The organism is Streptomyces sp. YGL11-2 (assembly GCF_050054615.1).
Lineage (GTDB): Bacteria > Actinomycetota > Actinomycetes > Streptomycetales > Streptomycetaceae > Streptomyces.
On record NZ_JBNHIN010000010.1, the window covers coordinates 178379 to 203445 of the forward strand.

General features: G+C 73.5%; 23 protein-coding genes and 1 pseudogene. 9 read left to right on the top strand and 15 right to left on the bottom strand.

Annotation, left to right across the window (positions count from 1 at the left end; translation table 11 throughout):
- Window positions 1-542 precede the first annotated feature (542 nt).
- The 3 genes from ACO1BR_RS14375 to ACO1BR_RS14385 all read left to right on the top strand — a co-directional run bounded on the left by ACO1BR_RS14375 (window position 543) and on the right by ACO1BR_RS14385 (window position 2765).
- The gene (locus ACO1BR_RS14375) at window positions 543-863 is read left to right on the top strand and encodes a GNAT family N-acetyltransferase (RefSeq protein WP_426795501.1); all 321 of its coding nucleotides are present in this window, start codon (window positions 543-545) and stop codon (window positions 861-863) included.
- On the top strand, window positions 860-1864 hold the full coding sequence (locus ACO1BR_RS14380; RefSeq protein ID WP_426795444.1) for an ABC transporter substrate-binding protein: 1005 nt from the start codon (window positions 860-862) through the stop codon (window positions 1862-1864). Before ACO1BR_RS14375 ends, ACO1BR_RS14380 begins: the two co-directional genes overlap by 4 nt.
- Window positions 1865-2315: 451 nt before the next feature.
- Window positions 2316-2765, top strand: coding sequence for a cell division protein SepF (locus ACO1BR_RS14385; RefSeq protein WP_159504585.1), 450 nt, complete (start codon window positions 2316-2318; stop codon window positions 2763-2765).
- 93 nt (window positions 2766-2858) lie between these two features.
- Here ACO1BR_RS14385 and ACO1BR_RS14390 read toward each other — a convergent pair whose 3' ends face one another.
- A complete protein-coding gene (locus ACO1BR_RS14390) occupies window positions 2859-4052 on the bottom strand; it encodes an acyl-CoA dehydrogenase family protein (protein ID WP_426795445.1) in 1194 nt (397 codons plus the stop codon).
- 136 nt (window positions 4053-4188) lie between these two features.
- A complete protein-coding gene (locus tag ACO1BR_RS14395) occupies window positions 4189-5832 on the bottom strand; it encodes an MFS transporter (RefSeq protein ID WP_426795446.1) in 1644 nt (547 codons plus the stop codon).
- Between the two features lie 225 nt (window positions 5833-6057).
- On the opposite strand from ACO1BR_RS14395, the gene ACO1BR_RS14400 reads away from it, so the two are divergent.
- A complete protein-coding gene (locus tag ACO1BR_RS14400) occupies window positions 6058-7251 on the top strand; it encodes a hypothetical protein (protein WP_426795447.1) in 1194 nt (397 codons plus the stop codon).
- A 265-nt stretch (window positions 7252-7516) separates the two neighbouring features.
- Entirely contained in the window at window positions 7517-8545 is a 1029-nt protein-coding gene (locus ACO1BR_RS14405; RefSeq protein ID WP_426795448.1) for a phosphatase PAP2 family protein, read from the top strand.
- A gap of 114 nt (window positions 8546-8659) precedes the next feature.
- Here the strand turns inward: ACO1BR_RS14405 and ACO1BR_RS14410 are convergent, their stop codons facing one another.
- Window positions 8660-8884: an I78 family peptidase inhibitor gene (locus ACO1BR_RS14410; RefSeq protein WP_426795449.1), complete on the bottom strand. Its 225-nt coding sequence runs from the start codon at window positions 8882-8884 to the stop codon at window positions 8660-8662.
- A gap of 496 nt (window positions 8885-9380) precedes the next feature.
- Here ACO1BR_RS14410 and ctaD point away from each other — a divergent pair, with 496 nt between their 5' ends.
- Window positions 9381-11060, top strand: coding sequence for a cytochrome c oxidase subunit I (ctaD, locus tag ACO1BR_RS14415; RefSeq protein WP_426795450.1), 1680 nt, complete (start codon window positions 9381-9383; stop codon window positions 11058-11060).
- Here ctaD and ACO1BR_RS14420 read toward each other — a convergent pair.
- From ACO1BR_RS14420 to ACO1BR_RS14440, 5 genes and pseudogenes are all read right to left on the bottom strand, one after another.
- Window positions 11029-11988 (bottom strand): helix-turn-helix transcriptional regulator, encoded by a 960-nt coding sequence (locus ACO1BR_RS14420; RefSeq protein ID WP_426795451.1) that lies wholly within the window; start codon window positions 11986-11988, stop codon window positions 11029-11031. The two genes, ctaD and ACO1BR_RS14420, sit on opposite strands and share 32 nt — an antisense overlap.
- Window positions 11989-12043: 55 nt before the next feature.
- Window positions 12044-12973 carry a MerR family transcriptional regulator gene (locus ACO1BR_RS14425; protein WP_426795452.1) on the bottom strand — a complete coding sequence of 310 codons (930 nt, stop codon included), beginning with the start codon at window positions 12971-12973 and terminating at the stop codon, window positions 12044-12046.
- A gap of 5 nt (window positions 12974-12978) precedes the next feature.
- Window positions 12979-13941, bottom strand: a complete 963-nt coding sequence (locus tag ACO1BR_RS14430) for a hypothetical protein (protein WP_426795453.1) — start codon at window positions 13939-13941, stop codon at window positions 12979-12981.
- Window positions 13938-15209 carry a glycosyltransferase gene (locus ACO1BR_RS14435; RefSeq protein ID WP_426795454.1) on the bottom strand — a complete coding sequence of 424 codons (1272 nt, stop codon included), beginning with the start codon at window positions 15207-15209 and terminating at the stop codon, window positions 13938-13940. Before ACO1BR_RS14435 ends, ACO1BR_RS14430 begins: the two co-directional genes overlap by 4 nt.
- Window positions 15210-15603: 394 nt before the next feature.
- A pseudogene (locus tag ACO1BR_RS14440) lies at window positions 15604-16179 on the bottom strand (transglycosylase family protein); the annotation flags it as partial.
- A gap of 292 nt (window positions 16180-16471) precedes the next feature.
- Here ACO1BR_RS14440 and ACO1BR_RS14445 point away from each other — a divergent pair.
- Window positions 16472-17272, top strand: coding sequence for a hypothetical protein (locus tag ACO1BR_RS14445; RefSeq protein WP_426795502.1), 801 nt, complete (start codon window positions 16472-16474; stop codon window positions 17270-17272).
- Between the two features lie 171 nt (window positions 17273-17443).
- Complete coding sequence (locus ACO1BR_RS14450; protein ID WP_426795455.1) at window positions 17444-17737, top strand: hypothetical protein; 294 nt, start codon at window positions 17444-17446, stop codon at window positions 17735-17737.
- A gap of 51 nt (window positions 17738-17788) precedes the next feature.
- Here the strand turns inward: ACO1BR_RS14450 and der are convergent, their stop codons facing one another.
- The 5 genes from der to aroH all read right to left on the bottom strand — a co-directional run bounded on the left by der (window position 17789) and on the right by aroH (window position 22251).
- Complete coding sequence (gene der, locus ACO1BR_RS14455) at window positions 17789-19252, bottom strand: ribosome biogenesis GTPase Der (protein WP_426795456.1); 1464 nt, start codon at window positions 19250-19252, stop codon at window positions 17789-17791.
- Window positions 19253-19323: 71 nt separating this feature from the next.
- Window positions 19324-19980 (bottom strand): lysophospholipid acyltransferase family protein, encoded by a 657-nt coding sequence (locus ACO1BR_RS14460; protein ID WP_426795457.1) that lies wholly within the window; start codon window positions 19978-19980, stop codon window positions 19324-19326.
- Window positions 19977-20720, bottom strand: coding sequence for a (d)CMP kinase (gene cmk / locus ACO1BR_RS14465; protein ID WP_426795458.1), 744 nt, complete (start codon window positions 20718-20720; stop codon window positions 19977-19979). Before cmk ends, ACO1BR_RS14460 begins: the two co-directional genes overlap by 4 nt.
- A gap of 86 nt (window positions 20721-20806) precedes the next feature.
- Window positions 20807-21892, bottom strand: coding sequence for a prephenate dehydrogenase (locus ACO1BR_RS14470; RefSeq protein ID WP_426795459.1), 1086 nt, complete (start codon window positions 21890-21892; stop codon window positions 20807-20809).
- Entirely contained in the window at window positions 21889-22251 is a 363-nt protein-coding gene (gene aroH / locus ACO1BR_RS14475; protein ID WP_426795460.1) for a chorismate mutase, read from the bottom strand. Before aroH ends, ACO1BR_RS14470 begins: the two co-directional genes overlap by 4 nt.
- Window positions 22252-22450: 199 nt before the next feature.
- Between aroH and ACO1BR_RS14480 the strand changes: the two genes are divergently transcribed.
- Window positions 22451-23152, top strand: coding sequence for a nucleotidyltransferase domain-containing protein (locus ACO1BR_RS14480; protein WP_426795461.1), 702 nt, complete (start codon window positions 22451-22453; stop codon window positions 23150-23152).
- A 4-nt stretch (window positions 23153-23156) separates the two neighbouring features.
- On the opposite strand, the gene ACO1BR_RS14485 is transcribed toward ACO1BR_RS14480, so the two are convergent.
- Together ACO1BR_RS14485 and ACO1BR_RS14490 are read right to left on the bottom strand one after the other, a co-directional pair.
- On the bottom strand, window positions 23157-23990 hold the full coding sequence (locus ACO1BR_RS14485) for a nucleotidyltransferase domain-containing protein (RefSeq protein ID WP_426795462.1): 834 nt from the start codon (window positions 23988-23990) through the stop codon (window positions 23157-23159).
- Window positions 23983-25002, bottom strand: a complete 1020-nt coding sequence (locus ACO1BR_RS14490; protein ID WP_426795463.1) for an ADP-ribosylglycohydrolase family protein — start codon at window positions 25000-25002, stop codon at window positions 23983-23985. Before ACO1BR_RS14490 ends, ACO1BR_RS14485 begins: the two co-directional genes overlap by 8 nt.
- Window positions 25003-25067: the final 65 nt, after the last annotated feature.

The window sequence follows — 25067 nt, forward strand, 5'->3', positions numbered from 1 at the left end:
GCAGCGGCTGGTCACCCGCGACCACATCGACTTCGGTCGTGTGTGGTCCGCGTCCTGTTGAGCTGATCCCCTGCCCTGAAGCCCGCCGCCCCAGGCCGGGCCGTTTCGCGGTTCTCCCGGTCCCTGCGGCCCTCCCGGCCGATCCGGACCCCCCTTCCCGACGCGCGCCTTCACACCCCGCGCCCTCGTAGGGCGCACCCCTCCCCTCGCTCCATCCCGTTGCCCCGTCCCGCCCCCGCACTCCGCTCCCGGTTTCCCCCGTCCCGTAACTTCCCTTCCCCGGCGCGCTCGTACGCCGTCGAGCGGCGCCACCGGCCACGGAGGCGACTCGATGACCGCCGCGCCCCGGCCGCCGCGCACGGCCCGCCTGACGATCCGTCACACCACCGTCACCGACCCTCCCCCGGCCCGCGGCCGGGGGACCCCCAGCCCGCCCCCTGCTGGACGGGCTCACCCACGAGTACGGCACCCGCTACGACAAGCCCGTCGACCTGAGCCTGGAGTACCCGGCCGAGGAGTTCACCCCGCCCGGGGGCGCGTTCCTGCTGCTCCTGGAGGACGGCAGCCCGGTCGCCGGCGGCGCCTTCCGCCGCCACGACCCGGACACCGCCGAACTCAAACGGATCTGGACCCACTCCGCGCACCGCCGGCGCGCACTGGCCCGGCGCGTCCTGGACGCCCTGGAGCGGCACGCCGCCGACCGCGGCCACACCCGCGTCCACCTGACCACCGGCCCCCGCCGGCCCGAGGCCAAGGGCCTTTGTCCCGCCGCCGGTTACCGCCCGCTGTTCGACCTCACCGCGGCACCGGAGCCGATCGGCCCGCTGCCGTTCGAGAAGCATCTGGAGATCCCCCGACCATGACCACCCGCAGCCCCCGGGCCCGCCGACCCCTCCCCCACTCCCGGCTTCGCTCGAACAGGGGGACTCCCCTCCTCGCGTCCCGTACCGCAGCCCTGCTGGCGACCGCGGCGCTGGCTCTCACCGCCTGTGGTGCGGGCGGTGCGGCGTCCGGTGCCAGGGACGCCGGACCGGCCGCCGCCGACGCCCGCATCCCCACCGCGGACGTGGTCTCCGCGGTCCACAAGGACCCGGCCGCGGCACGGCTGCTGCCCGCCGGCGTCCGCGCCCGCGGCACCCTCTCCCTCGCCGCCGCCGTCGGCACCCCGCCCGGCGCCACCTACCTGCCCGACGGCACGACCCTGGCCGGCCAGGACATCGACTTCGCGGACGCGGTCGGCAGGGTCCTCGGCATCCGGCTCCACCGCGAGGTGGCGAGCTTCGAGGCGATCCTCCCGGCTCTGGGCAGCGGCAAGTACGACGTGGGCACCGGCAACTTCGGTGTCACCGACGAACGCCGCAGGACCATCGACTTCGTCACCTACGTCGACGACGGGCAGGGCTTAGCGGTCCGCGCCGACAGCCCGCTGAAGAAGATCACCGCGCTGACCCGGCTGTGCGGCCTGACCGTCGCCACCGGCGCCGGCACCACCTTCGAGACCACGCTGGAGGAGAACGCACACCGCTGCGGGGACGCCGGGAAGAAGCCGTACGTCGTCACGACCTTCGCCGAGCAGGGCGCGCTGTGGATCTCGCTCCGGCAGGGCCGCAGCGACGTGGTGATGAGCACCGTCAACGGGCTGCGCTACGCCGTGAAGCAGCAGCCGGGACTGAGGTTCCTCAACGAGTTCAGGCGCCTGGACGTCGGCTTCGCCTTCAAGAAGGGGACACCGCTGGCGCCCGCATTCCAGGCCGCGGTCAACCAGCTCAAGAAGGACGGGACCTACGACCGGATCCTGGAGAAGTGGGGCACCACCCCCTCGGCCATCGCCACCTCGCGGATCAGCCCGCCGGAGATCCGCTGACGACGGGGGCGGGCGGGCTGCCGGACCGCCCGCCCCCATGGGGCGGTACGCCCGGCGCCCCGGCTCGCCCGCCGGTCCGCGTCGACGAGCGGAGCGGTTTCCGCCGCGGTGTCAACGACACTCCTCTGGGTCAGTCACCCGATCATCGGGCTTACCCAGACCTGCGACCAAGACCGCCGACATATGCCCTTGGCCCACCCGCGCGCTCCCCGCAGATCCGAACCTGTCGACTCCGGCCACCTGCCGACATCCGCGGACTGGTACCGACCGTGACCCCCGTCGTACTGTCAGTTCACCACCGGGGCACGCAACCTGACGGTGCACCACCCTCTTTGCACCAGATATGTCACGAACCCCCCGTGCGGCGGCTATCCACTTGGCACACACTCGGCCTCATGAACGACGATAGGGGCGGACAGAACACAGACACCGCGGGTGAGAGGAGGCGTCAATGGGATCGGTGCGCAAGGCGAGTGCCTGGCTTGGCCTCGTGGACGACAACGATGACGAGCGCTACTACGACGACGACTACGCCGAGGGACCCGAGTCCGCGGACTCGGGTGGCAGCCCCTGGGTGACCGACCCCCGGGTCCGGGTGGCCGACGAGGCCGCCCAGGACCAGGGCACCCGCATCGCCACGGTCACCCCGGCCTCCTTCCGGGACGCCCGCAACATCGGCGAGCTCTTCCGGGACGGCGTTCCGGTGATCGTCAACCTGACGGCCATGGAGCCCGCCGACGCCAAGCGCGTGGTCGACTTCGCCGCCGGCCTGACGTTCGGCCTGCGCGGCTCCATCGAGCGGGTCGCGACCCGGGTGTTCCTGCTGACCCCCGCCGACTACAAGGTGGTCTCCGGCGAGTCCCGCGCGCACCGCAACGGCGGCTTCTTCAACCAGAGTTGACCGGCGTGGGGGTTTCGGCCGGGGGCCCGGGCGCCGGGCGCCCGCGGCACCGTTCCCGGCAAGGGCGGTTCCCACGAGCGGCGGCAGGGCCGCTCACCGGAAGGCGTCGAGCCCGGTGAGCGCCTTGCCCAGCACCAGCTGGTGCATCTCCGCGGTGCCCTCGTAGGTGAGCACCGACTCCAGGTTCGTGGCGTGCCGCATCACGGGGTAATCGAGCGAGATCCCGTTGGCGCCGAGGATGGTCCGGGACGTGCGGCAGATCTCGATCGCCTCCCGGACGTTGTTGAGCTTGCCGAAGCTGATCTGCTCGGGGCGCAGCTTCCCGGCGTCGAAGCGCCGCCCCAAGTGGTGGGCGAGCAGCACCCCTTTGTGGAGTTCCAGCGCCATGTCCGCCAACTTGGCCTGGGTGAGCTGGAAGCCGCCGATGGGCCGGCCGAACTGCTCGCGGGTGCGCGCGTAGTCGAGGGCCGTCTCGAAGCAGCTGCGCGCCGCCCCCATCGCACCCCAGACGATCCCGTAGCGGGCGTGGCCCAGGCACCGCAGCGGGGCGCCCAGCCCGGTGGCGCCGGGCAGCACCGCGTCGGCGGGCAGCCGCACCTCGTCCAGGACCAGTTCGCTGGTGACCGAGGCGCGCAGCGACCACTTGTGCTTGATCTCGGGGGCGGAGAACCCCGGGCTGTCGGTCGGTACCGCGAAGCCGCGGATGCCGTCGTCGGTACGCGCCCAGACCACCGCGACACCGGCCACCGACCCGTTGGTGATCCACATCTTGCGCCCGGTCAACACCCAGTCGGACCCCTCGCGCCTGGCGTGGGTCCGCATGCCCGCCGGGTCGGATCCGTGGTCCGGCTCGGTCAGCCCGAAGCAGCCGATGATCTCGCCGGACGCCATCCCCGGCAGCCAGCGCTGCTTCTGCTCCTCGGAGCCGAACCGCCAGATGGCGTACATGGCCAGCGAGCCCTGGACGGAGACCAGTGAGCGGATACCGGAGTCGGCGGCCTCCAGTTCCAGGCAGGCGAGCCCGTACTGGACGTGGGAGGCGCCGGCGCAGCCGTATCCGGTCAGGGACATGCCGAGGGCGCCGATCGAGCCGAGTTCGCGGGCGAGTTCGCGGATGCCGGGGAGTTCGCCGCGCTCGTACCAGTCGGCGATCTGCGGCAGTACGCGGTCGGCGGCCCACCGGCGGACGGTGGCGCGGACCGCGCGGTCCTCGTCGGTGAGCAGATCGTCGATGCCCAGGGGGTCGCCCGGGTCGAACGGCGGAAGCGAGGACGGCGTTGCGGACATGGCGGGGCCTCCGGCGGGCTCGGCGCGAAAAACTAGCAGTGGTAGTTACGCGCGTCCGACGGTACGGCCCCGGGCGCCGCGCGGGCAAGGGTCACCACCGCGCGGCAGGGCGTGCCGGGGCAGCGGCGGCCGGACCTCAGCGGCCGGTGCTCGCCGGGGCCGGCGCCCCCTCGCGCCCGGCGGCCGGCGCAGTGTCGCCGGCGGTGGTCTCGCCCTCGGCCCGTTCGGTGGACTCCGCGGCCCGGCGCGGCAGCCGCAGCGCGATCCCCGCGCCGACGAGCAGCAGCAGGGCGCTGGCGACGAGGGTGACCCGCAGCCCGTGGATGAAGGAGTCCCGGGCGGCCAGCCGCAGCGCGTGCCGGGCGTGCTCGCCCAGTCCGGCCGCGACCTTGTACGCCTCGCCGAGCGAATGCGACGCCGAGTGGGACGTCTTGGTGCTGACGCCGTCGACCCGGTCCAGGCCCGGTGCGTACGCGGCGTTCATGACACTGCCGAGCAGTGCGACGCCGATCCCGGCACCGAGCTGGTAGGCGGTCTCGCCGAGCGCCGCGGCACCGCCCGACTGCTCGGCGGGGGCCTCGCTCAGCATCGACTCGTACGCGCCGAACAGCGTCGACTGGAAGCCGAAGCCGAGCAGGACGAAACCGAGCGCCAGCTGCCAGAAGCGGTCCTGGCTGCCCAGCGCGGTCAGCGTCAGCACCGCGGTCGCGGTCAGCGTGAAGCCGCCGGCGACCATCGCCCGCGGGCCGAGCGCCTGGAGCAGCTTCGAGCCGGTGAGCCCGGCGGCCATCGCGGAGAAGACCAGCGGCAGCATCCGCAGGCCGGTCTCCAACGGGCTCAGCCCCAGGACGAGTTGGAGGTACTGGACGGCGATCAGCTGGAGCCCGACGAGGGCGAGCATGGCCAGCACGATGCAGCCGATGGAGGTGCCGAACGCGGGCCGGGCGAACAGCCGCATGTCGATCAGCGGATGCTCCCGGCGGCGCTGGCGGCGCACGAAGAGGATCAGCAGCAGGGTGCCGAGGGCGATCGGGAGCAGGGTGGTCGGACCCACCACGGGCGCACCGCTGCCCAGCCGCTTGACCCCCAGCACGATGCCCAGCACGCCGAGGGCCGCGACGACCGCGCCGACCACGTCCCAGGGGCCGTTGCGCTCACCCCGCGACTCCGGCAGCAGCCAGCGTCCTATCAGGAACATCGCGGCCATCATCGGGATGTTGATGAGGAAGACCGAGCCCCACCAGAAGTTCTCGACGAGGAAGCCGCCGAGCACCGGGCCGACCGCGGCGCCGACCGCGGCCACCGCGCTCCAGACGCCGATGGCGACCGCGCGCTCCCGCCGGTCGGGGAAGACCTGGCGCAAAATCGACAGCGTCGCGGGCATGATCATCGCGCCGCCGATGCCGAGCAGCGCGCGAGCCGTCATCAGGATCTGCGGATTGGGCGCGAGCGCGGCGGCGGCCGAGGCCAGTCCGAAGAGGCCGTAACCGAGAAGCAGGATGCGGCGCCGGCCGACGCGGTCGCCGAGCGTGCCGAAGAGGATCAGCAGCGACGCCGCGATCAGCGGGTAGATGTCGACGATCCAGAGCAGCTCCACCGGTCCGGGCCGCAGGTCCTCGGTGACGGAGGGCACCGCCACGTACAGGATCGTGGTGTCCAGCGCGACGAAGAGCAGGCTGACGCAGAGCACGGTCAGCACGGTCCAGCGGTTCACGCCGCCGCCTGTGTGCCGGGGAACTCCCCCCGTCCGCCCCCTGCCGGACGCGGTCGTCCCTGACATCCAGTACCTCCTGTCATGCGCTCGCCGTCATGCGCTCGCGGCCACGGACCGGGGCGCGAAGACGCCCCGGGGAAACCGGTGGCACGGGCGAGTGGAGACGTCAGACTACGCGAGTCCACCTGGGGCCCGCGTGGCCCACCTCACGGTGAGACGCTCCTCGCAGCCCCTGACGTTGCGCGACCCGCCCGGGTCGGGCGCTCTTTCGCCACCTGGATAATCGTCCCGATGAACGATCTTGCCTCAACCGCCGCCCCCGGCCGCACGCTGTGCCCGCCCGCTGTCCGGGCCGCGCTGCGCCGCGCCGCCCCCGGGCTGGCGGCGTACGCGGCGGTCCGGCTGCTGGGCCTGGCCGTGCTCATGGTCTGGTCGGCCGCCGACGGCAAGGACTGGCACACCCTGCTGACCGCCCGCTGGGACTCCCTCTGGTACACCGGGATCGCCGAGCAGGGCTACGGCCACACCGTCCACCTGGCCAACGGCGCCGTGCACTCCAACCTCGCCTTCTTCCCGCTGCTGCCCTGGCTGGAGCGGGGCCTGTCGGCGATCACCCCGCTGTCCGCGGCGGACGCCGGGATGGCGGTGGCCTGGCTGACCTCGCTGGCGGCGGCCTGGGCGCTGTACGCGACCGGGGAGCGGCTGCACGGACCGCGGGCCGGGGTGGCGCTGGCCGCGCTGTGGGCCGCGCTGCCGGTCGGGATCGTGCAGTCGATGGCGTACTCGGAGTCGCTGTTCACCGCGCTCGCGGCCTGGGGCGTGTACTGCGTGCTGACCGGCCGCTGGGTGTGGGCGGGCGTGCTGGCGTCGCTGGCCGGGCTGACCCGGCCGGTGGGCGCCGCGGTGGTCGCCGCGGTGTGGGTCACCGCGGCGGTGACGGTGGTGAACGAGCGGGCCGGCGGCGTCCGCTTCCGCGCCCTCCTCCGCGGCCGGCACCGCCGGATGCTGCTCGGCGTCCTGCTGGCGCCGCTCGGCTGGTGCGGCTACTTCCTGTGGGTCGCCGCCCGGCGGGGCTCGCTCACCGGCTATCTCGACGTCCAGAGCGGCTGGGGCAACGGCTTCGACGGCGGAATCGCCTTCGGCCACTTCATCGGCCGCCAGCTGACCGGGCCCGCGTTCGCCGCCGGCCTCGGGCTGCTGATCGGCGTCGCGCTGGTGGTCTGGCTGTATCTGCACGGCGTACGGCGGGGCCAGCCGCTGCCGCTGGCGGTGTACGGCGGGACGGTGCTGCTGCTGGCGCTCACCGCCAGGGGCTACTTCGGCTCCAAACCGCGGCTGATGATGCCGGCCTTTCCGCTGCTGCTGCCACTCGCCGCGGGGCTGGCGCGGTGGCGCCCGGCGCGGTCGTGGCTGGTCATCGGGCTGATGGCGGCCGGCTCGGCGGTCTACGGCGCGTTCTGGCTCAACGGCTCCGGCCCGCCGTGACCGGGAAGATCCCGCTCCGCGATCACCACCCCGGGAAAACGTGGCGCGACACCCGTGCGAATCGCGGATAAACTCCGCCGGCGAAAAACAGATAAGCATGCACGGCGCCGACACGCGGATGGCCGGAAGGGAATCCAGCGGCCCGGGAATTCTCTTCGAAATCCAGGTCACCGAACGGTGATTGAGACCCATTCCACATCACATCGTCATTACAAAGCGCACGGTTTGACCAAGTGCATACATCACACGCGGTAACGTCGTTTGAGTGCGTACCGATGACAAGCTCGACCAGATGGAGGAGCAGCTCCCGACCGATCGCGTCAAACCGCCCCGCATGACCCGGACCCGCCTGTGGCTGCTCTGGGGCACGCTGGCGGTGTACATCGCGATCGTCGCCGGAGTGCTGGCCAACACCTATCTGGTCACCCTCGACTGGCAGGTCATGTTCTTCCGGCCCTATAAGCAGTGGCCGTCGATCCATGCCTTCCTCGACTACTTCGTCGTGCTGGGACAGCGCGGCCCGACCGCGGTGGCGGTGGCCGCCTGGCTGGGTTGGCGCTGCTGGAAGCAGCGCAACCTCCACCCGCTGCTGGTGCTCGGCGCCTCGCTCCTGCTGCTGAACATCACCGTGGGTGCCGCCAAGCTCGGCATGGGCCGGCTCGGCCCGCACTACGCGACGACCGTCGGCTCCAACGAGATGTGGCTCGGCGGCGATATATTCCCCTCCGGTCACACCGCGAACGCCGTGGTCACCTGGGGTGTGCTGGCCTACATCGCGACCACCCCGCTGCGCCGCCGGACCCTGTCGGTGATCGCCGCGCTGGGCGCCCTGGGCGTCGGCATGACGACCGTCTACCTCGGTACGCACTGGGTCAGCGACGTGCTGCTCGGCTGGGCCGCGGGCCTGCTGGTGCTGCTGGCGATGCCGTGGGTCGAGCCCGGCATCACCTGGGTCGAGGACCGCCTCATGGGCATCCTGCTGCGGCTCTGGCTGCGGCTGCGCCCCGATTCGCTGCGCGGTCCGCTGCCGGCCGGCGTGCTGGTCCCCGGGCTCTCCCCGCAGCGGGTCGCCCCGGACGGCGAGGTCCTGGTGCGCGAGGCGGTGGGCGTCGCCCACGCCACCCGCGCCCCGGACGGCTGGCCGCACCACCCGTCGCGCCCGCACACCAGCCGCGCGGAGCGCAGCCCGGTCACCCCGACGGGCAGCCGCCGGCCGCCGCACGCGGACCGCGTCCCGCGCGGTGCCGCGCCGTTCACCCCCGCCACCGGCCGCGGGCGCAACGGCACCGGCTGACCGCCCCCGCGCCGCGGGGCCCGGTACGCACACCTGCTGCCCCGCACCGAAGGCCCCGGCCGCTCCTTCCGGAGCAGCCGGGGCCTTCGCCGTGTCCAGGGTCCGCCGGCCCGGTCAGCCCTGCCAGCTGCGGTGCACCACACCGTCCCGGACCTCGAAGTTGATCCGGCCGGTGAGGTATTCCATCGTGATCACCGCGCCCGGCGGCAGCGCACGGACGGTGGTCCAGCCACGGGCCCGGGCCCGCTCCTCCGCCTCCTGCCGGCCGAGGCCGACATACGCCTCGACCTCGTCCTGGATGTCGTCGCGGTCGCCGGGAAGGTTCGGTACGGGTGCCATACCGGCCACCGTAGGCGGCCGGGCCGGCGCGCGGAAGGGCCGTCCGCCGCACACCGCGGCGACCTGCCGGTCCGTCATTGGTCACACTTGTGTCACGGTGAACGCTCCGGCGATTGCCGGAACGGCCCTCACCCTTACGCGCCGTGCGCTGCCGCAACCGGGTGGAAAACAAAGCGGCCGGAATTCCCTCTTGATCACATACGGAACGCCGTGCCGCCACTTCGGGCAAATCCGGGCAGCAGGCGGAAATTAATCGCCCACGCGTCCCGCATTCCCTTTACCCGACCCTCTTTTTCAGCCGCCCGGAAATTGGCCAACGAGACACATTCCACACACATTTCCCGCACATCGCCCGGGATGCCCCGGCCCGCCCGGCTCCCCGCCGCGGTCTGCGGGACGCCACCGGAACGGACCGGAGCGTCCCCTCGCTCTGCGCCCCGCGCGCGAGCATCATGACCGGCGCCCCCGAACAACCCCGCCGAACGAGGTGCAGCCGATGGTCAGCGAGATCTCCCGGGAGAGCGCCCGGCCGGCCGGGGGGCGGCGCCGCGGCACGGTGCTGGCCGACTGGCTGAGCACCACCGACCACAAGAAGATCGGGCACCTCTACCTGATCACGTCGTTCGGCTTCTTCCTCGTCGGCGGGCTGCTGGCGCTGCTGATGCGCGCCGAACTGGCCCGGCCCGGGCTCCAGATCATCAGCAACGACCAGTTCAACCAGGCGCTGACGATGCACGGCACGATCATGCTTCTGCTGTTCGCCACCCCGGCCTTCGCCGGCTTCGCCAACGAGATCATGCCGCTCCAGATCGGCTCCCCCGATGTCGCCTTCCCCCGGCTGAACATGCTCTCGTACTGGCTCTACCTCTTCGGCGGCCTGATCGTGCTGAGCAGCTTCCTGACGCCCGAGGGCGGCCCGGCGTACGGATGGACGGCCTACGCCCCGCTCAACTCCGCGGTCCGCTCCGACGGCATCGGCCCCGACATGTGGATCATGGGGCTGGCGCTGGCCGGTTTCGGCACCATCCTCGGAGCGGTCAACTTCATCGCGACGATCATCGCGCTGCGGGCGCCGGGCATGACGATGTTCCGGATGCCGGTGTTCACCTGGAACATCCTCTTCACCTCGATCCTGGTGCTGATGGCGTTCCCGGTGCTGGCCGCGACCCTGCTCGTGTTGGAGGCGGACCGGCGGTTCGGCGCGGTGGTCTTCGACGCCCGCTGGGGCGGCGCGCTGCTGTGGCAGCACCTCTTCTGGTTCTTCGGCCACCCCGAGGTCTACATCATCGCGTTGCCGTTCTTCGGCATCATCACCGAGATCATCCCGGTCTTCTCCCGCAAGCCGATCTTCGGTTACGTGATGCTGATCGGCGCGACGATGGCCATCACGGCCCTGTCGGTGATGGTCTGGGCGCACCACATGTTCGCGACCGGCGCGGTGCTGCTGCCGTTCTTCTCGCTGATGTCGTTCCTGATCGCGGCGCCGACCGGGGTGAAGTTCTTCAACTGGATCGGCACCATGTGGCACGGCTCGGTCTCCTTCGAGACCCCCATGCTGTGGTCGGTCGGCTTCCTGGTGAGCTTTCTGTTCGGCGGGCTGACCGGCGTCATCCTGGCCTCACCGCCACTGGACTTCCAGGTCACCGACTCGTACTTCGTCGTCGGCCACTTCCACTACGTCGTCTTCGGGACGGTGACCTTCGCGACCTTCGCCGGCTTCTACTTCTGGTGGCCCAAGTTCACCGGCAAGATGCTGGACGAGCGGCTCGGCAAGGTCCACTTCTGGTTGCTGTTCGTCGGCTTCCACACCACCTTCCTCGTCCACCACTGGCTGGGCGTGGCCGGTATGCCCCGCCGCTACGCCGACTACCTCCCCGCCGACGGCTTCACCGCGCTCAACACCGTCTCCACCGTCGGCGCGTTCCTGCTCGGCGCCTCCACCCTGCCGTTCCTCTACAACGTGTGGCGGACCACGCAGCAGGGCACCCGCGTCGCGGTCGACGACCCCTGGGGCTTCGGCCGCTCCCTGGAGTGGGCCACCTCCTGTCCGCCGCCGCGGCACAACTTCACCACGCTGCCCCGGATCCGCTCCGAGTCGCCGGCCTTCGACCTGCACCACCCCGAGATGTCCGCGGAGACCGCCGTCAGGCCAGTGCCCGGGAGAGCCGGTCCCTGATCTCCCGTACCCGGCCGGCGAGTTCGGCCGGCTCACGGATCTCGAAGTCGAAGCCCAGCAGCACGATGTGGAACACCAGCACGTCGAGGCTGTGCGCCCCGGTGCGCAGCAGGCAGCTGTGCGCGTCGACCGCCTCCAGCACCCCGTCGTACGGGCCGACGCGCTCCGCGGCACGCTCCAGCGGCACCCGCAGCAGCACCGTGGCCTGCGTCCGGAACGCCCGCCCGGAGACACCCCGGGAGACATACGTGGCGAGGTCCTCGGCGGGCGGGGTACGGGGGGTGAAGCGCGGGCCGTGCGGCGGGGCGGGGGTGATCCGGTCCACCCGGTAGGTGCGCCAGTCCGCGCGGTCCACGTCCCAGCCGACGAGGTACCAGCGGCACTGGGCGGAGACCAGGCGGTGCGGCTCGACGATGCGGCGGGTGACCGCCCCGTCGTGGTCGGCGTAGCGGAACCGCAGCCGCTGGAAGTCCCGGCAGGTGTGCGCGAGTTCGGTGAGGACCCGGGGGTCCACCCGGGGGCCGCCGGGCCTGCCGAGCATCGGGACGGTGGCGGCGGTGAGCGCCCCGACCCGGTGGCGCAGCCGGTGCGGCAGCACCTGCTCCAGCTTCGCCAGCGCCCGTACGGAGGTCTCCTCGATGCCCTCGACGCCGCCGGCCGCGGCGCTGCTCAGTCCGACCGCGACCGCCACCGCCTCCTCGTCGTCCAGCAACAGTGGCGGGAGTTCGGCGCCGGCGCCGAGCCGGTAGCCGCCGGCCGTGCCGGGCGCGGAGTGGACGGGATACCCCAGTTCGCGGAGCCGGTCGACGTCCCGCCGGACGGTGCGCGGGGTGACGCCGAGGCGGTCGGCGAGATCCGCCCCCGACCACTCGCGGTGGGACTGCAGCAACGAGAGCAGACGCAGCAGACGCGCCGAGGTGTCCAACATGCCCCGAGTCTCCCAGCCTTCGGGACCGCCGCGCACGACCGGCTGGTCGGCTCACTCACCCGTCGCGGCCGAGCGCGCCGACCAGCCAGTCGTGCGCGGCCCCCATCGTCGGACCGCCGCCTCCGGTCACCTCGTCGACATACCGCCAGTACGCCCGCATCCCCAGATCCTCGCCGGCCGCCGAGACCGCCCGCAGCCCGGCGCGGAACGCGGGGCTGTCCCGGCTGCGGTACGCGCGGGCATGCGCGGCCACGAAGGAGTCCAACTCGTCACCGGGCCCGGGCGGGCGGCCCGCGGCGAGCGCCGCGGCGGCCAGTGCGTACGCCTCGCCCAGCCCCCGGTAGAGCGCCACCGGGTCGCTGTCCCCCACCAGTGCGGCGGGCGCCCGGCGCACCCGGCGGCAGCGCTCGGCCAGGCCCCCGGTGCCGGCCGTGGTGAGCGCGTGCAGCCGGGCGTAGCCGACGACCTGAGCCGGTTCAGGGTCCGCGGGCAAGACCGGCACCGCCGCGTCGACGACCGCATCGCGCAGCGCGGACGGCAGCGCGCGGGGCAGCTGCCGGCGCCAGAAACGCACCGCGCCGTCGCCGGTCGGCGGCAGCGGAAGTCCGCCCAACAGCCGCAGCAGCGCCGGGCGTTGGTCCGCGGACGCCTCGGTGAGGGCGCGCAGCGCGGCCTGCTGCCAGCGCAGCGCGGTGAGCTGCCCGCCGACCGCGGCGAGCCGCCCGGCCAGCGCCCGCTCCAGGGAGCCGCCCGCCATCGCCTCGGCGACGTCGGGCAGCGGCATCCCGAAGGCGCGCAGGTCCCGGATCCGCCGCAGCCGGTCCAGGGCCTCCGGGTCGTAGCGCCGGTGCCCGCCCGCGCTGCGGCCGGCGTCCGGGAGCAGCCCCTGGTCCGAGTAGTGGCGCACGGTCTTGACCGTCACCCCGGCCCGGCGGGCCAACTCCCCGATGCTCAGCGGCGCCCCGCCGGGCTCCTCCGCCGCCACGGGCGCTACGTGCCCTCGGCCGGGCCGGTGACGCGGACGGCCAGGTCGTTGTCGAGCGTGTAGTACGGGCCGATCCGCAGCTCCCCGGCCGTGGTCCGCACCGTGAGCGCCGGGTAGCTGAACACCTGCTTCTTGTCCGCGACATCGTCCAGGAGGCGGGCGATGCGGACCGGCCGGGCGCCCTCGGCGGGGCGCAGCCACAGGTCCCACGGCCCGCTGCCGGGGCGCCAGCCGGCGGCCAGCTCGGTGTAGGGGACGGTGAAGGTGAAGTCCGGGCCGTCGACGGCCGACGGGACGGTGACGGCGGCCGGTTCCGCGTCCGCGCCGCGCACCCGGGCCTCGGCGCGGGCGCCGTCCGCCGGACTCGCCCCGTAGAGGCGGCCGGTGACCGTCATGCCCTCGGGGGCCACGAGGATGTCGCCGGCCTCGGCGTGCGGTCCGCGCAGCCAGCTGCGCAGCGCGAGGTTGCCGACCTTGGTCGCGTACGGGATCCGTACGCCGAGCCGGCCGATGCCCGCCAGCGGCCGGCGGTCCACCAGCGAGCGCAGGTCGTTGACGCCGGGCAGCAGCCGACGCGGGTCGCGCCCGTCGCCGAGGTCGGCATAGGCGTTCCAGCGGCCCTCGGCGAGCGCGACGGTGCTGGGCAGTACGGCGCGCAGCCGCCCGGCGCCGTTCGGCCCGAGCGGGAGCCGCACCTCGTCGTCGGTGCCGTCGGCCCGCGCACCGCCACGCAGCCGCAGCACCAGGGCCGCGCTCCAGGAAGTGCCGGTGCCCTGAGGGACATTCAGATCGAAGGTGAGGCCGCCCGCGGAGTCCGCGATGCAGTCGGCCCTCAGGTCCACCGGCACCGGCGGTTCCCCTCCCGTTGCCGTGGTCCGCCGCTCCCCCGGCCGGCCGCTGTCGGGTCTGTGGGCCGGGCGCCCGGCCGCGCCGGGTCCGGTGACGGTGGACCGCGTCGAGGCGTTCATGCCGTGCGCACCCCTCTCACCGCGGCGCGGGCCGTGTGCTCGGCGGCGTACTTGGCGGCGTAGGCACCGCCCACCAGGGCCCCCCTGGCGCGGTGCAGGGAGCCGCGCAGACTGCTGTCGCGCCGCACCGCGAGCAGTTCGTCGAAGAGCGCGGCATGGCGTGCGGCGACCGCGGCCGGGTCGAAGCGGGCGGACGAGGCGAGCGCGGCGGCGCCCATCCGCCTGCGGGCGGCGTCGTCGCCGATCAGTGCGAGCAGCGCACCGGTCAGCGCCGCCGGGTTCCCGGCCGGCACCAGCCTGCCGTCCACCCCGTCCGCGACGATCTCGCCGGGCCCGCCGGGGCAGTCGGTGGCGACGACGGGCAGTCCGCAGCGCATCGCCTCGGCGGCGGTCGTCGCGGACGGCTCCCGGCCGGCGGTGACCGCGGCGATGGAGCCCTTGGCCCACTCGGACTCCAGGGGACCGGCCGGGCCCATCAGGAACACGTGGTTGTAGAGGCCGAGTTCGTCGATCAGGGCGCGCAGCGCGGCCTTCTCGGCGCCGCCGCCGTAGATCCGCAGCCGCCAGTCGGGGCGCGACGCGACGACCCCGGCGAAGGCCCGGACCAGGATGTCGAAGCGGGTGGCCCGAGTCAGCCGGCCGGCCGCCACCACCCACTTGCCGCTGCCGTCGGCGGGCGCCAGGCGCGGCGCGGGCACCCCGCTGGGCAGCGCCTCGACGCGGACGCCGGGCAGCCGCAGCCCGCGGCGCCAGGCGCGGGCGTCGGCCTCGCCGGCGGTGAGGACGGCGTCCAGTCGCGGATAGGCCCCGCGCAGCGCCGACTTGAGCGCCCGGCCGTGGCCGTCCAGGCCGATCCACTCCTGGCCCACCCGGAGCGGGCCGCGGCGGGTCTGTCGGGCGACGTGCACGTTCAGTCCGGGCCGGGTGCCGACCACCACGTCCGCCGCGGTCCGGCGCAGATACTGCGCGATCCGGCGGTCGGTGAGTTCGCTGTACTGGCCGGAGCTGCTGTCGGCGGCCGGGAAGACCCGGGCGGGGCGGGTGTGCGCCGGGTCGGCGCGGTCGCGGGCGGGGCCGTGCGCCCGGAGGTCCACGAGATGCCGCAGCGCGACGCCGGGGGCGAGCGCCACGGCCGGGGCGTCGCGGTACCGCAGCGCGGAGACGATCTCGACGTCATGCCGCTCGGCGAGGGCGCCGGCCAGGCCGAACGTCGTACGGACCGCCTCTCCGGTGCCATAGGCATGGTGAATGAGGAATGAGATGTGCATCCGTCCCCGCGTCCCCTGGTCTCCGCTCGTCCCGGTCCCCCCGCGGACCACGTCGCCCGCCCCCGACGGCCTCCTGTGTCCGGCTGTTGAAGAGTAAGACGGCCGAACGGCCTTCGCGGTTGGGGGTGTTCGCCAACTCGTGCCGCAAAGGTTAGGGCATCGGTACCGGGATCCGGGAACTCTGGCGGAAACGGAGCGCTCAGGCGGGGCTTCCGACGCGCGTCACCGGAAGCTCCGGCCGGGGCCCCACCGTCGGCCGCTCCGGACGCTCGCCGACGGCCCCGTGGGCGGAGCTGGGGAGATGCGTCACCGGAAGCTCCGGCCGGGTCCCCACCGTCGGCCGCTCCGGACGCTCCCCGACGGCCCCGTGGGCGGAGCCTGGGACATGCGTCACCGGAAGCTCCAGCCGGGTCCCCACCGTCAGCCGCTCCGGACGCTCCCCGACGGCCTCGCGGTTGGCCTTGTACAGCGCCCGCCAGCCACCCTTGACGTGGTACCGGTGCGCGATCCGGGAGAGGGTGTCGCCGTGCCGTACGACATGGAAGCGGTCCTTGATCAGCCCGTAGCGCCTGGCGCACACCGGCCAGGCACCCCAACCCTGGACGGCCTGCACCCTCTTGGCCACTTTGATCTGCTCGTCCCGGGTCGCGAGGTCGGCGCGCTGGGCGTAGCGGAGGCCGCCGAACGCCTCCCAGGTGGGCTGCCAGAACTGGAGGCCGCCGTAGTAGTCGTTGCCGGTGTTGACGTGCCAGTCGCCGCTGCTCTCGCACTCGGCGAGGCAGCCCCACGGCCACTCGTCGTCGGCGCAGGCGTACGGGGGCCGGCCGCCGCCCCCGCCCCCTCCCCGGCCGCCCGGCTCGCCGTCGGCGACGGCGCCGCTGGGGAAGCACAGGACCAGGGCAGCGGCTGCCGCGGTGAGCAGCCCGACGGATTCCGCGATGCGCCGCGGCGCCGAAGAATTGTCCGACATAGCCGGTGACGGTAAGCAGCGGACCGCCGGGCGCCACCGCGCCGCGCCCTCCGCACCGCGAACCCACCCGGTCCGGTGTACGGATCGCCGCCACCTGGGCCACGTTCTGCACGGGAATTGGCGGTGTGCGACCGGTTCCCGGACCTCTTTCCGCCGATTCCCGCTGTGCGTCGATTGGTTCGATTCTGTTCCCGTCCGCGCGTGACTCTCCCGATGGTCGCCCGTTGTCCTTGTACGAGCCGGGAGACCGCCCGGCAGCCGCTCAGAGATCGAGGAGCCACCCGTGCCGCGCATGCTCGACGTCAGCGACGACGTTCGCGCCGAGATCGGCGACGAAGAAGCCGACCGCCTGCTGGCCGGTGACGATGCCCCCGGCAGCTACGACTGCACCTCCTGCCGGACCCCCGGCGACAGCGAGCAGGAGCGGACCAGCACCGTACTCTTCGTCGGCGAGGAGACCGCGGTCCTCGCGTTCGCCCACGCCACCTGCATCCCGTCGCAGGTCGTCCCGGTGTCCGAGGAACAGCTCCGGGGGGCCGTGCGCTCGATCACCGGCGAGGACGCCGCGCCCCGCACCCCCGGCTCGGAGCCCGCGCCGCCCGCCCCGATCCCCACCAACGACCGCCAGGCGACCCTCGGCATCACCTGCGGCCTGGTCCTGGTCAAGGAGGAGCTGCACCCCGCCCTGGTGGTGGAGCCCAACGGCCCGATCGCCCGCCCCGGATCGGCCGGCCTGGAGGACGACTTCCTGCCGCTGCTCATCGAGCACGGCTTCGCCCTCGTGACGGACATGAACGCGCTGCCCGACCCGATCGCCGGCTGGTCGGCGCTGCTGGCGATGGGCAAGCTGCACGCCGTCCTCCAGCCCGGCACCGCCGGCAGCCAGTCCGCCTGGTGGCAGGCCCATCAGCCGCTGGCTGTCTCCGACGGCTGGCGCACCGCGGCCAACAAGGCGCAGACCGTGCTGATGTACGCCGCACCCTCCGGCACCATCGGCCACCAGCCGCGCGAGGACCTCATGCGCCAGGCGCTGGAAAAGGCCGCCCGGGACGGCAAGCTGGTCGCCGCGTCGATGCCGCTGGCCGGGACCTGACCGGAGGTTCCCCCGATCGCGGGAGTATGACTGCCCGATGTGGCGGGATTGCTCCTGCGATCAGCCATTTCCGACCGAAAGCCGCATCTCGGGGCGATCGGGTTCGTTGGCACCTACGTGCACGCATACGACCCCTCCCCCCGCGCCCCGTACCCCCACTCGATCCCCGCGATGCGGCCGTCCCGCGAACACCGGACGCCGCACCCCACCGACCGCGGCTCCGCCACGCCGATCTACGACGCGTTGTACGCCGAGTACCGCCGCTCCTTCCGGGCGCTGCCCGGGGACCGTACGGACGAGGTGGAGGTACCGGAATCGCTGCGCGGCAGTGCGAGTTGGCGCCGCACCACGGCGTCGACGGGCCAATGGGAGGCCGTCGGCCGGCAACCGTTCCAGCCCCGGGGGCAGATGCAGGCGCTGCCGCCGGGGCAGCGGGACTCCTCCCGGCCCCCCGGCAGCCACTGACGCCTGCCGACCGCCGCGGGGGAAAGAGCCGCTTCCGCTCCGCCGCTTCTGCTACTTCTTCTTGCTGTTGCGCTTCTCGCGCACCCGCACGGAGATGTGGATCGGCGTCCCCTCGAAGCCGAACTCCTCGCGGAGCCGCCGCTCGATGAACCGGCGGTAGCCGGCCTCCAGGAAGCCCGAGGCGAAGAGCACGAAGCGCGGCGGCTTGGTGCCGGCCTGGGTGCCGAAGAGGATGCGGGGCTGCTTGCCGCCACGGATCGGGTGCGGGTGGGAGGCCACGATCTCACCGAGGAAGGCGTTCAGCCGGCCGGTGGGGATCCGGGTCTCCCACCCGGCCAGTGCGGTCTCGATCGCCGGGACCAGCTTCTCCATGTGGCGGCCGGTGCGCGCGGAGACGTTGACCCGCATCGCCCACGGGATCTGCACGAGGTCCCGCTCGATCTCGCGCTCCAGATAGAAGCGGCGCTCCTCGTCGAGGGTGTCCCACTTGTTGTAGGCGATGACCAGGGCGCGGCCGGCCTCCACTGCCATGGTGATGATCCGCTGGTCCTGGACGCTGATGGACTCCCCGGCGTCGATCAGGACGACCGCGACCTCGGCCTTCTCCACGGCCGCCGCGGTGCGCAGCGAGGCGTAGTAGTCGGCGCCCTCCTGGAGGTGCACCCGGCGGCGGATACCGGCGGTGTCCACGAACTTCCAGGTCTTGCCGCCCAGTTCGATCATCTCGTCGACGGGGTCGCGGGTGGTGCCGGCCATCTCGTTGACCACCACCCGCTCCTCGCCGGCGACCTTGTTGAGCAGTGACGACTTGCCGACGTTCGGGCGGCCGATCAGCGCGATCCGGCGGGGGCCGCCGACGGTGGCGCCGAAGGTCTGCGCGGGCGCCTCGGGCAGCGCCTCCAGCGCGGCGTCGAGCATGTCGCCGGTGCCGCGGCCGTGCAGTGCGGAGACCGGGTGCGGCTCGCCCAGGCCCAGCGACCACAGCATGGCGGCGTCCGCCTCGCCGGACGGGCCGTCGACCTTGTTGGCGACCAGGACGACCGGCTTGCCGGCGCGGCGCAGCAGCTTGACGACGGCCTCGTCGGTGTCGGTCGCGCCGACCTTGGCGTCCACGACGAAGACCACCGCGTCGGCAGCCTCGATGGCGAACTCGGCCTGCATCGCCACGGAGGCGTCGATGCCGAGCACGTCCTGCTCCCAGCCGCCGGTGTCGACGACCTTGAAGCGGCGGCCGTTCCAGTCGGCCTCGTAGGTGACGCGGTCGCGGGTGACGCCCGGCTTGTCCTCGACGACCGCCTCGCGGCGGCCGATGATGCGGTTCACCAGAGTCGACTTGCCGACGTTCGGGCGGCCGATGACGGCGAGGACGGGCAGCGGGCCGTGCCCGGCCGCGGCGATGTCGCCCTCGACCTCCGTCAGGTCGAAGCCCTCTTCCGCGGCGAGCTCCATGAACTCCGCGTACTCGGCGTCGCCAAGCGCACCGTGCTCGTCGCCGGTGTGGATCTGCTCGTTCATGAAGTCCGTTCCTCGTTCATCCATGTGGTCGGTGGGCCGCGCTCGTGGCCGGCCCACTACTCAAGTGTCGGTCAGCGCCCGGTAAGGCGCCGGGCCTGTGCCAGGTGGGCGGTCAGCCGCTCCTGGATCCGTACGGTCGCCTCGTCCAGCGCCTTACGGGTGCGCCGCCCGCTGCCGTCGCCCGCGTCGAAGGCGTCCCCGAAGACGACGTCGATGCGACCGCGCAGCCGCGGCAGGGCCGGGGTGAGCCGGCTGGGGTGGTCGGTGCTGCCGAGCACCGCCACCGGGACGACCGGGGCGCCGGAGCGCACCGCGAAGTACGCGAGCCCGGCCCGCAAGGAGGCGAAGTCGCCCTCGCCGCGGGTGCCTTCCGGGAAGATCCCCAGCACCCCGCCGGCGGCCAGCACCCCGAGCGCGTCGGTGATCGCCTTGCGGTCGGCGGACTGGCGGTCCACCTTCAGCTGCCCGATGCCCCGCAGGAACGGGTCCAGCGGGCCGACGAAGGCTTCCTTCTTGATCAGGAAGTGCACCGGTCGCGGCGCGGTGCCCATCAGCATCGGGCCGTCGATGCCGTGGGAGTGGTTGACGGCGAGGATCACCGGCCCGCCGGCCGGCACCCGCCAGGCGCCCAGCACCCGCGGCTGCCACAGGCCGTACATCAGCCCGATGCCGATCCGCCTGCCGACCGCGGCGCCCCGCGGGCTCGGCGGCTTGCCGGAGTCGGTCACCGGGCGACCCGCCCCGATTTTTCGGCGCTGACGCCCTCGACGAGGGTGACCACGCACTCGATGACCTGATCCAGCGTCAGGTCGGTGGTGTCGACCTCGACCGCGTCGTCCGCCTTGGCCAGCGGGGAGGTCTTCCGGGAGGAGTCGGCGGCGTCCCGCTTGATCAGCGCCTCGCGGGTGGCGGCCAGATCGGCAGCCAGCTCGGGGTTCTTGCCCCTGAGCTCACCGTTGCGCCGGGCCGCCCGCGCCTCCGGGGAGGCGGTGAGGAAGACCTTGAGGTCGGCGTCCGGCAGGACGGTTATGCCGATGTCCCGGCCCTCGACGACGATGCCGTGCGGCGCCCCGGCGGCGATGCTGCGCTGGAGGTCGGTGATCAGGGCCCGCACCTCGGGGACGGCGCTGACCGCGCTGACCGCGGCGGTGACCTCCTGGCTGCGGATCGGGCCCGCGGCGTCGAGGCCGTCGACGGTGATGGTCGGGGCGGCCGGGTCCGTACCGGAGACGATCACCGGCTTGGCGCTGGCGTCGGCCACCGCGACCGCGTCGTCGACGTCGATGCCGTTGGTCAGCATCCACCACGTGATCGCGCGGTACTGCGCGCCGGTGTCGAGGTAGCCGAGTCCCAGCTTGGCGGCGACGGCCTTGGACGTGCTGGACTTGCCCGTGCCTGCGGGGCCGTCGATGGCGACAATCACTGCAGCCGGGGCGGTCCGAGCGGCGGTTTCCACGGTGACGAACACCTTTCTTGTTACACGGGGCGGCGGTCCAGGGCACTGAGGGCCTCGGACAAGGTTACTGGCTGAGCCGGAGCGCGCCGTCCACGGAGTCACTGCCGGATCGACCACCCCCGCTCCCGCAGCTCCGCGGTCAGCACCGGCACCGCCGGCGGCTCGACCGTCAGCTGGATGAAGCCGGCCTGCTGGCCCGTGGCGTGCTCGATGCGGACGTCCTCGATGTTGACCCCGGCGCGGCCGGCGTCGGCGAAGATCCGGGCCAGCTCGCCCGGCTGGTCGCCGATGTAGACCGCGACGGTCTCGTACACGGCCGGGGCGGCGCCGTGCTTGCCGGGCACCCGCTCGCGGCCGGCGTTGCCGCGGCGGAGCACGTCGGCGATGCCGGTGGCCCCGCCTCCGCGCTTCTCCTCGTCGGTGGACTCCAGGGCGCGCAGCGACCGTACGGTCTCGTCCAGGTCGGCGGCGACCTCGGCCAGCACATCGGCGACCGGGCCCGGGTTGGCGGACAGGATGTCGATCCACATCGCCGGATCCGAGGCCGCGATCCGGGTCACATCGCGGATGCCCTGGCCGCAGAGCCGCACCGCGGTCTCGTCGGCGCCCTTGAGGCGGGCCGCGACGAGGCTGGAGAGCAGCTGCGGGGTGTGCGACACCAGGGCGACGGCGCGGTCGTGCGCGTCCGCGTCCATCACCACCGGGACGGCCCGGCACAGCGCGACCAGCTCCAGCGCGAGATTGAGCACCTCGGTGTCGCCGCCGGGGACCGGGGTGAGCACCCAGGGGCGGCCCTCGAAGAGATCGGCGGTGGCGGCCAGCGGCCCGGAGCGCTCCCGACCGGCCATCGGGTGCGTGCCCAGATAGCCGGACAGGTCGCAACCCAGGGCCTCCAGCTCGCGGCGCGGGCCGCCCTTGACGCTGGCGACGTCGATGTACGCCCGCGCCGCGCCGCGCCGTATCGCGCCGGCCAGCGCCGTCGCGACATGGGCCGGCGGCACGGCGACGACGGCCAGGTCGACGGGGCCCGGCGGCGGCTCGGCCGTACCGGCGCCGAGCGCGGCGGCCGTCAGGGCCTGCGCCTGGTCGTGGTCCTCCAGGAACACCTGGACGCCCCGGGCGTTCAGCGCCAGCGCGGCGGAGGTGCCGATCAGGCCCGTTCCGATGACGAGTGCGGTCCTCACTGGGCGATGTCCTTCCGCAGCGCTCCGGCGGCCCCCAGGTAGACATGGGCGATCCCGGCCTTGGACAGCCCGGTCTCCACATGGGCCAGCACCCGCACCACACGCTGCATGGCACCGGCGACGTCCAGCTCCTGGGCGCAGATCAGCGGGACGTCCGTGATGCCCAGGCCGCGCGCGGCGGCGGCCGGGAAGTCGCTGCGCAGATCGGGGGTGGCGGTGAACCACACGCTGATCAGGTCGTCCGGCACCAGGTCGTTGCGCTCCAGGATGGCGGTGAGCAGCTCGCCGACCTGCTCCTTCATGTGCTCCGCGTCGTCCCGCTCCAGCTGGACCGCCCCGCGGACGGCTCGTACCGCCACGTCACTGCTCCCCTGCGTCGTGTGCCGTGTCGCGCACCCTCGGCGCGCCCCGTGCCCGTGCGATATGCACGCACGATCAGCGTAAACGGCCGCACCGACATCCGTCCGCGGCGGCCGGTCGGCGAGATGGCCGAGCGGCCACCCCCCGCCGCCGTCACCCCGGTGACAGCGGCCCTCCCCACCAGCGACAATCGCCGCCATGCCGGAAGCCGCCACCGCTCATTCCCTGGTCGCCCAGCACACCGTGTACGCGTGTGTGATGGGGTCGCGCGCCTTCGGGCTCGCCACCGAGACCAGCGACACCGACCGCCGCGGGGTCTACCTCGCACCGACCTCGCTCTTCTGGAGGTTCGAGAAGCCGCCGACGCATGTGGAAGGGCCGCGCGAGGAGGAGTTCTCCTGGGAGCTGGAACGGTTCTGCCAGCTCGCGCTGCGCGCCAACCCCAACATCCTGGAGTGCCTGCACTCGCCCTTCGTGGAGCACGCCGACGCCACCGGCCGGGAACTGCTCGCGCTGCGCGGGGCGTTCCTCTCCCGGCAGGCGCACCGCACCTTCGCCGGCTATGCCACGGGCCAGCTCAGGCAGCTGCGCGCCGACCTGCGGCGGTACGGCGCGCCCCGCTGGAAGCACGCCATGCACCTGCTGCGGCTGCTGGCCTCCTCCCGCGACCTGCTGCGTACGGGCGTCCTGACGCTGGACGTCGGCCCGGCCCGCGAGGAGCTGCTGGCGGTCCGGCGCGGCGAGGTGGCCTGGGAGGCGGTGCAGCGCCGGATGGCGACGCTGTCCGAGGAGGCCGACGCGGCGGTGTCCGGCTCGCCGCTGCCCGCCGAGCCGGACCGGGCCCGGGTGGCGGACTTCCTCTACCGGACCCGCCGCGACTCGGCGCTGGGCCGGGTCTGACCGGTCAGCCCCGGCCCGCGCCGCCGAGCCGGGCCCGGACGACCAGATCGTGCAGCGCGTCCCGGGCACCCGGCGCGTCCGGCAGCGCGGTGGCGGCCTGCGCGGCGTCCAGCCGGGCGTGCAGCGCCGCGATGTCGGTGCGCAGCCGGGCCGGGTCCACCACCGCGCCTGCCGGGCCGTGTTCCGCCGCCTCCTTGGCCGCGATCAGCTCGGGTACGTAGGCGGGCGCCGCCAACTCGCCCAGCAGGGTGGGCAGATGGGGCTCCAGGCGGCCGCCGTCCATCAGGTGGATACCGGTCAGCAGCACCCGCAGGGTGTACAGCAGCGGCTTCAGCTCGCCGGTCTTCTCGAACAGCCGCCACTGGGTGCCCGCGAAGCCTCGGTAGTGGTGCGCGTGATGGGCGGTGAGCAGCTCCGGCGCGAGCGCGACCAGCTCCTCGTGGACGGGCGTGGTGTGCACGACCAGTGGGGAGAGCAGCTGCTCCAGGACGTAGCCGTTGGGGCGCAACAGGAGCCGGGCGAACTTCCGCAGGTCGTGCGAGACCAGGTCCATCTCGACGCCGCCCCGGTCCCCCATCCTCGTCCGGGTCTCCTCGGGCTCGCGCAGCCCCACGAGGTCGGCCACCGGCAGCAGATGGGCGCCGCGCAGGTCCACGTCGGAGTCGCGGGACGGGAAGCCGTAGAGGTGCGCGCCGGAGACCGTGGCGAAGACCAGCGGGTCGTGCTGCTCCCCGACGATCGCGTCCAGGTCGACGGCGGGCAGCCCGGCCGCCCGCAGCACCGCGTCCCGCCCGGCCGGCGCCGCGGTGCCGCCGGCGGTGGTCAGGTGCTCAGGCATCCCAGGCCGCCCCCAGCGCGAGCAGTTCCTCGCGGTACTCGATCCGCCCGGCCCACTCCTCGGGCCACGCCCCGGGCCCCAGCCAGGCGCCCGCGAAGGCGCCCGTGAGGCAGGCGATCGAGTCGGAGTCGCCGGACGTGCAGGCCGCCCGGCGCAGCGCGGTCAGCGGCTCCTCCGGGAAGAGCAGGAAGCACAGCAGCCCGGTGGCCAGCGCCTCCTCGGCGATCCAGCCGGCGCCGGTGGCCAGGCACGGATCGGCCTCCCGGTCCGGCGCGGCGAGCGCCGCGTCCAGCCGGTCCAGCACACCCAGGCACTCGTCCCAGCCGCGCGCGATGAAGGACACCGCCGACGGGTCCTGGGACCGGCGCCAGAGGTCGCCGAGCCAGTCCTCCCGGTAGACGGTGCGCTGCGCGTGCGCGTACGCCCGCAGCAGGCCGGGCAGTTCGGCCGGGCGGGCGCCGTCGGCGAGCGCCCGTACGGCATACGCGGTCAGGTCGCTGGCGGCGAGCCCGGTGGGGTGGCCGTGGGTCAGCGCGGACTGCAGCTGCGCCGCGCCGGAGCGCTGCGCCGCGGTCAGGCCCGGCACCAGCCCGATGGGCGCCACCCGCATGTTGGCGCCGCAGCCCTTCGACCCGATCTGGCTGGCGTCGGCCCAGGCCCGCGCCGAGGTGCTGAGCAGTTCGCAGGCGCGCAGGCAGGTGCCACCCGGGGCCCGGTTGTTGTCGGGCGAGCGCCACCAGGCCACGTACTCGTCCCGTACGGGCTTCTCCAGCCCGGCCGCGGTCAGTTCGCCGCGCGCCATGGCCGTCCGCAGGCCGCGCCCCAGCGCGAGCGTCATCTGCGTGTCGTCGGTGACGAACGCGGGCGTCGGCAGGTCCATCCCGCGCCACGGCCCGCACTTCGCCAGGATTCCCGGCACATCGCTGAACTCGGTCGGAAAGCCCAGTGCGTCACCGAGCGCCAGCCCGATCAGCGACCCCGTGGCCGCACGCCCCCCGTGGAGCTGCCCCATGAAAACCACCCCTTAATCGTCACGATGACATTAAGGGGTGGTCCGGCACTGCCGCAAGCGGCTCC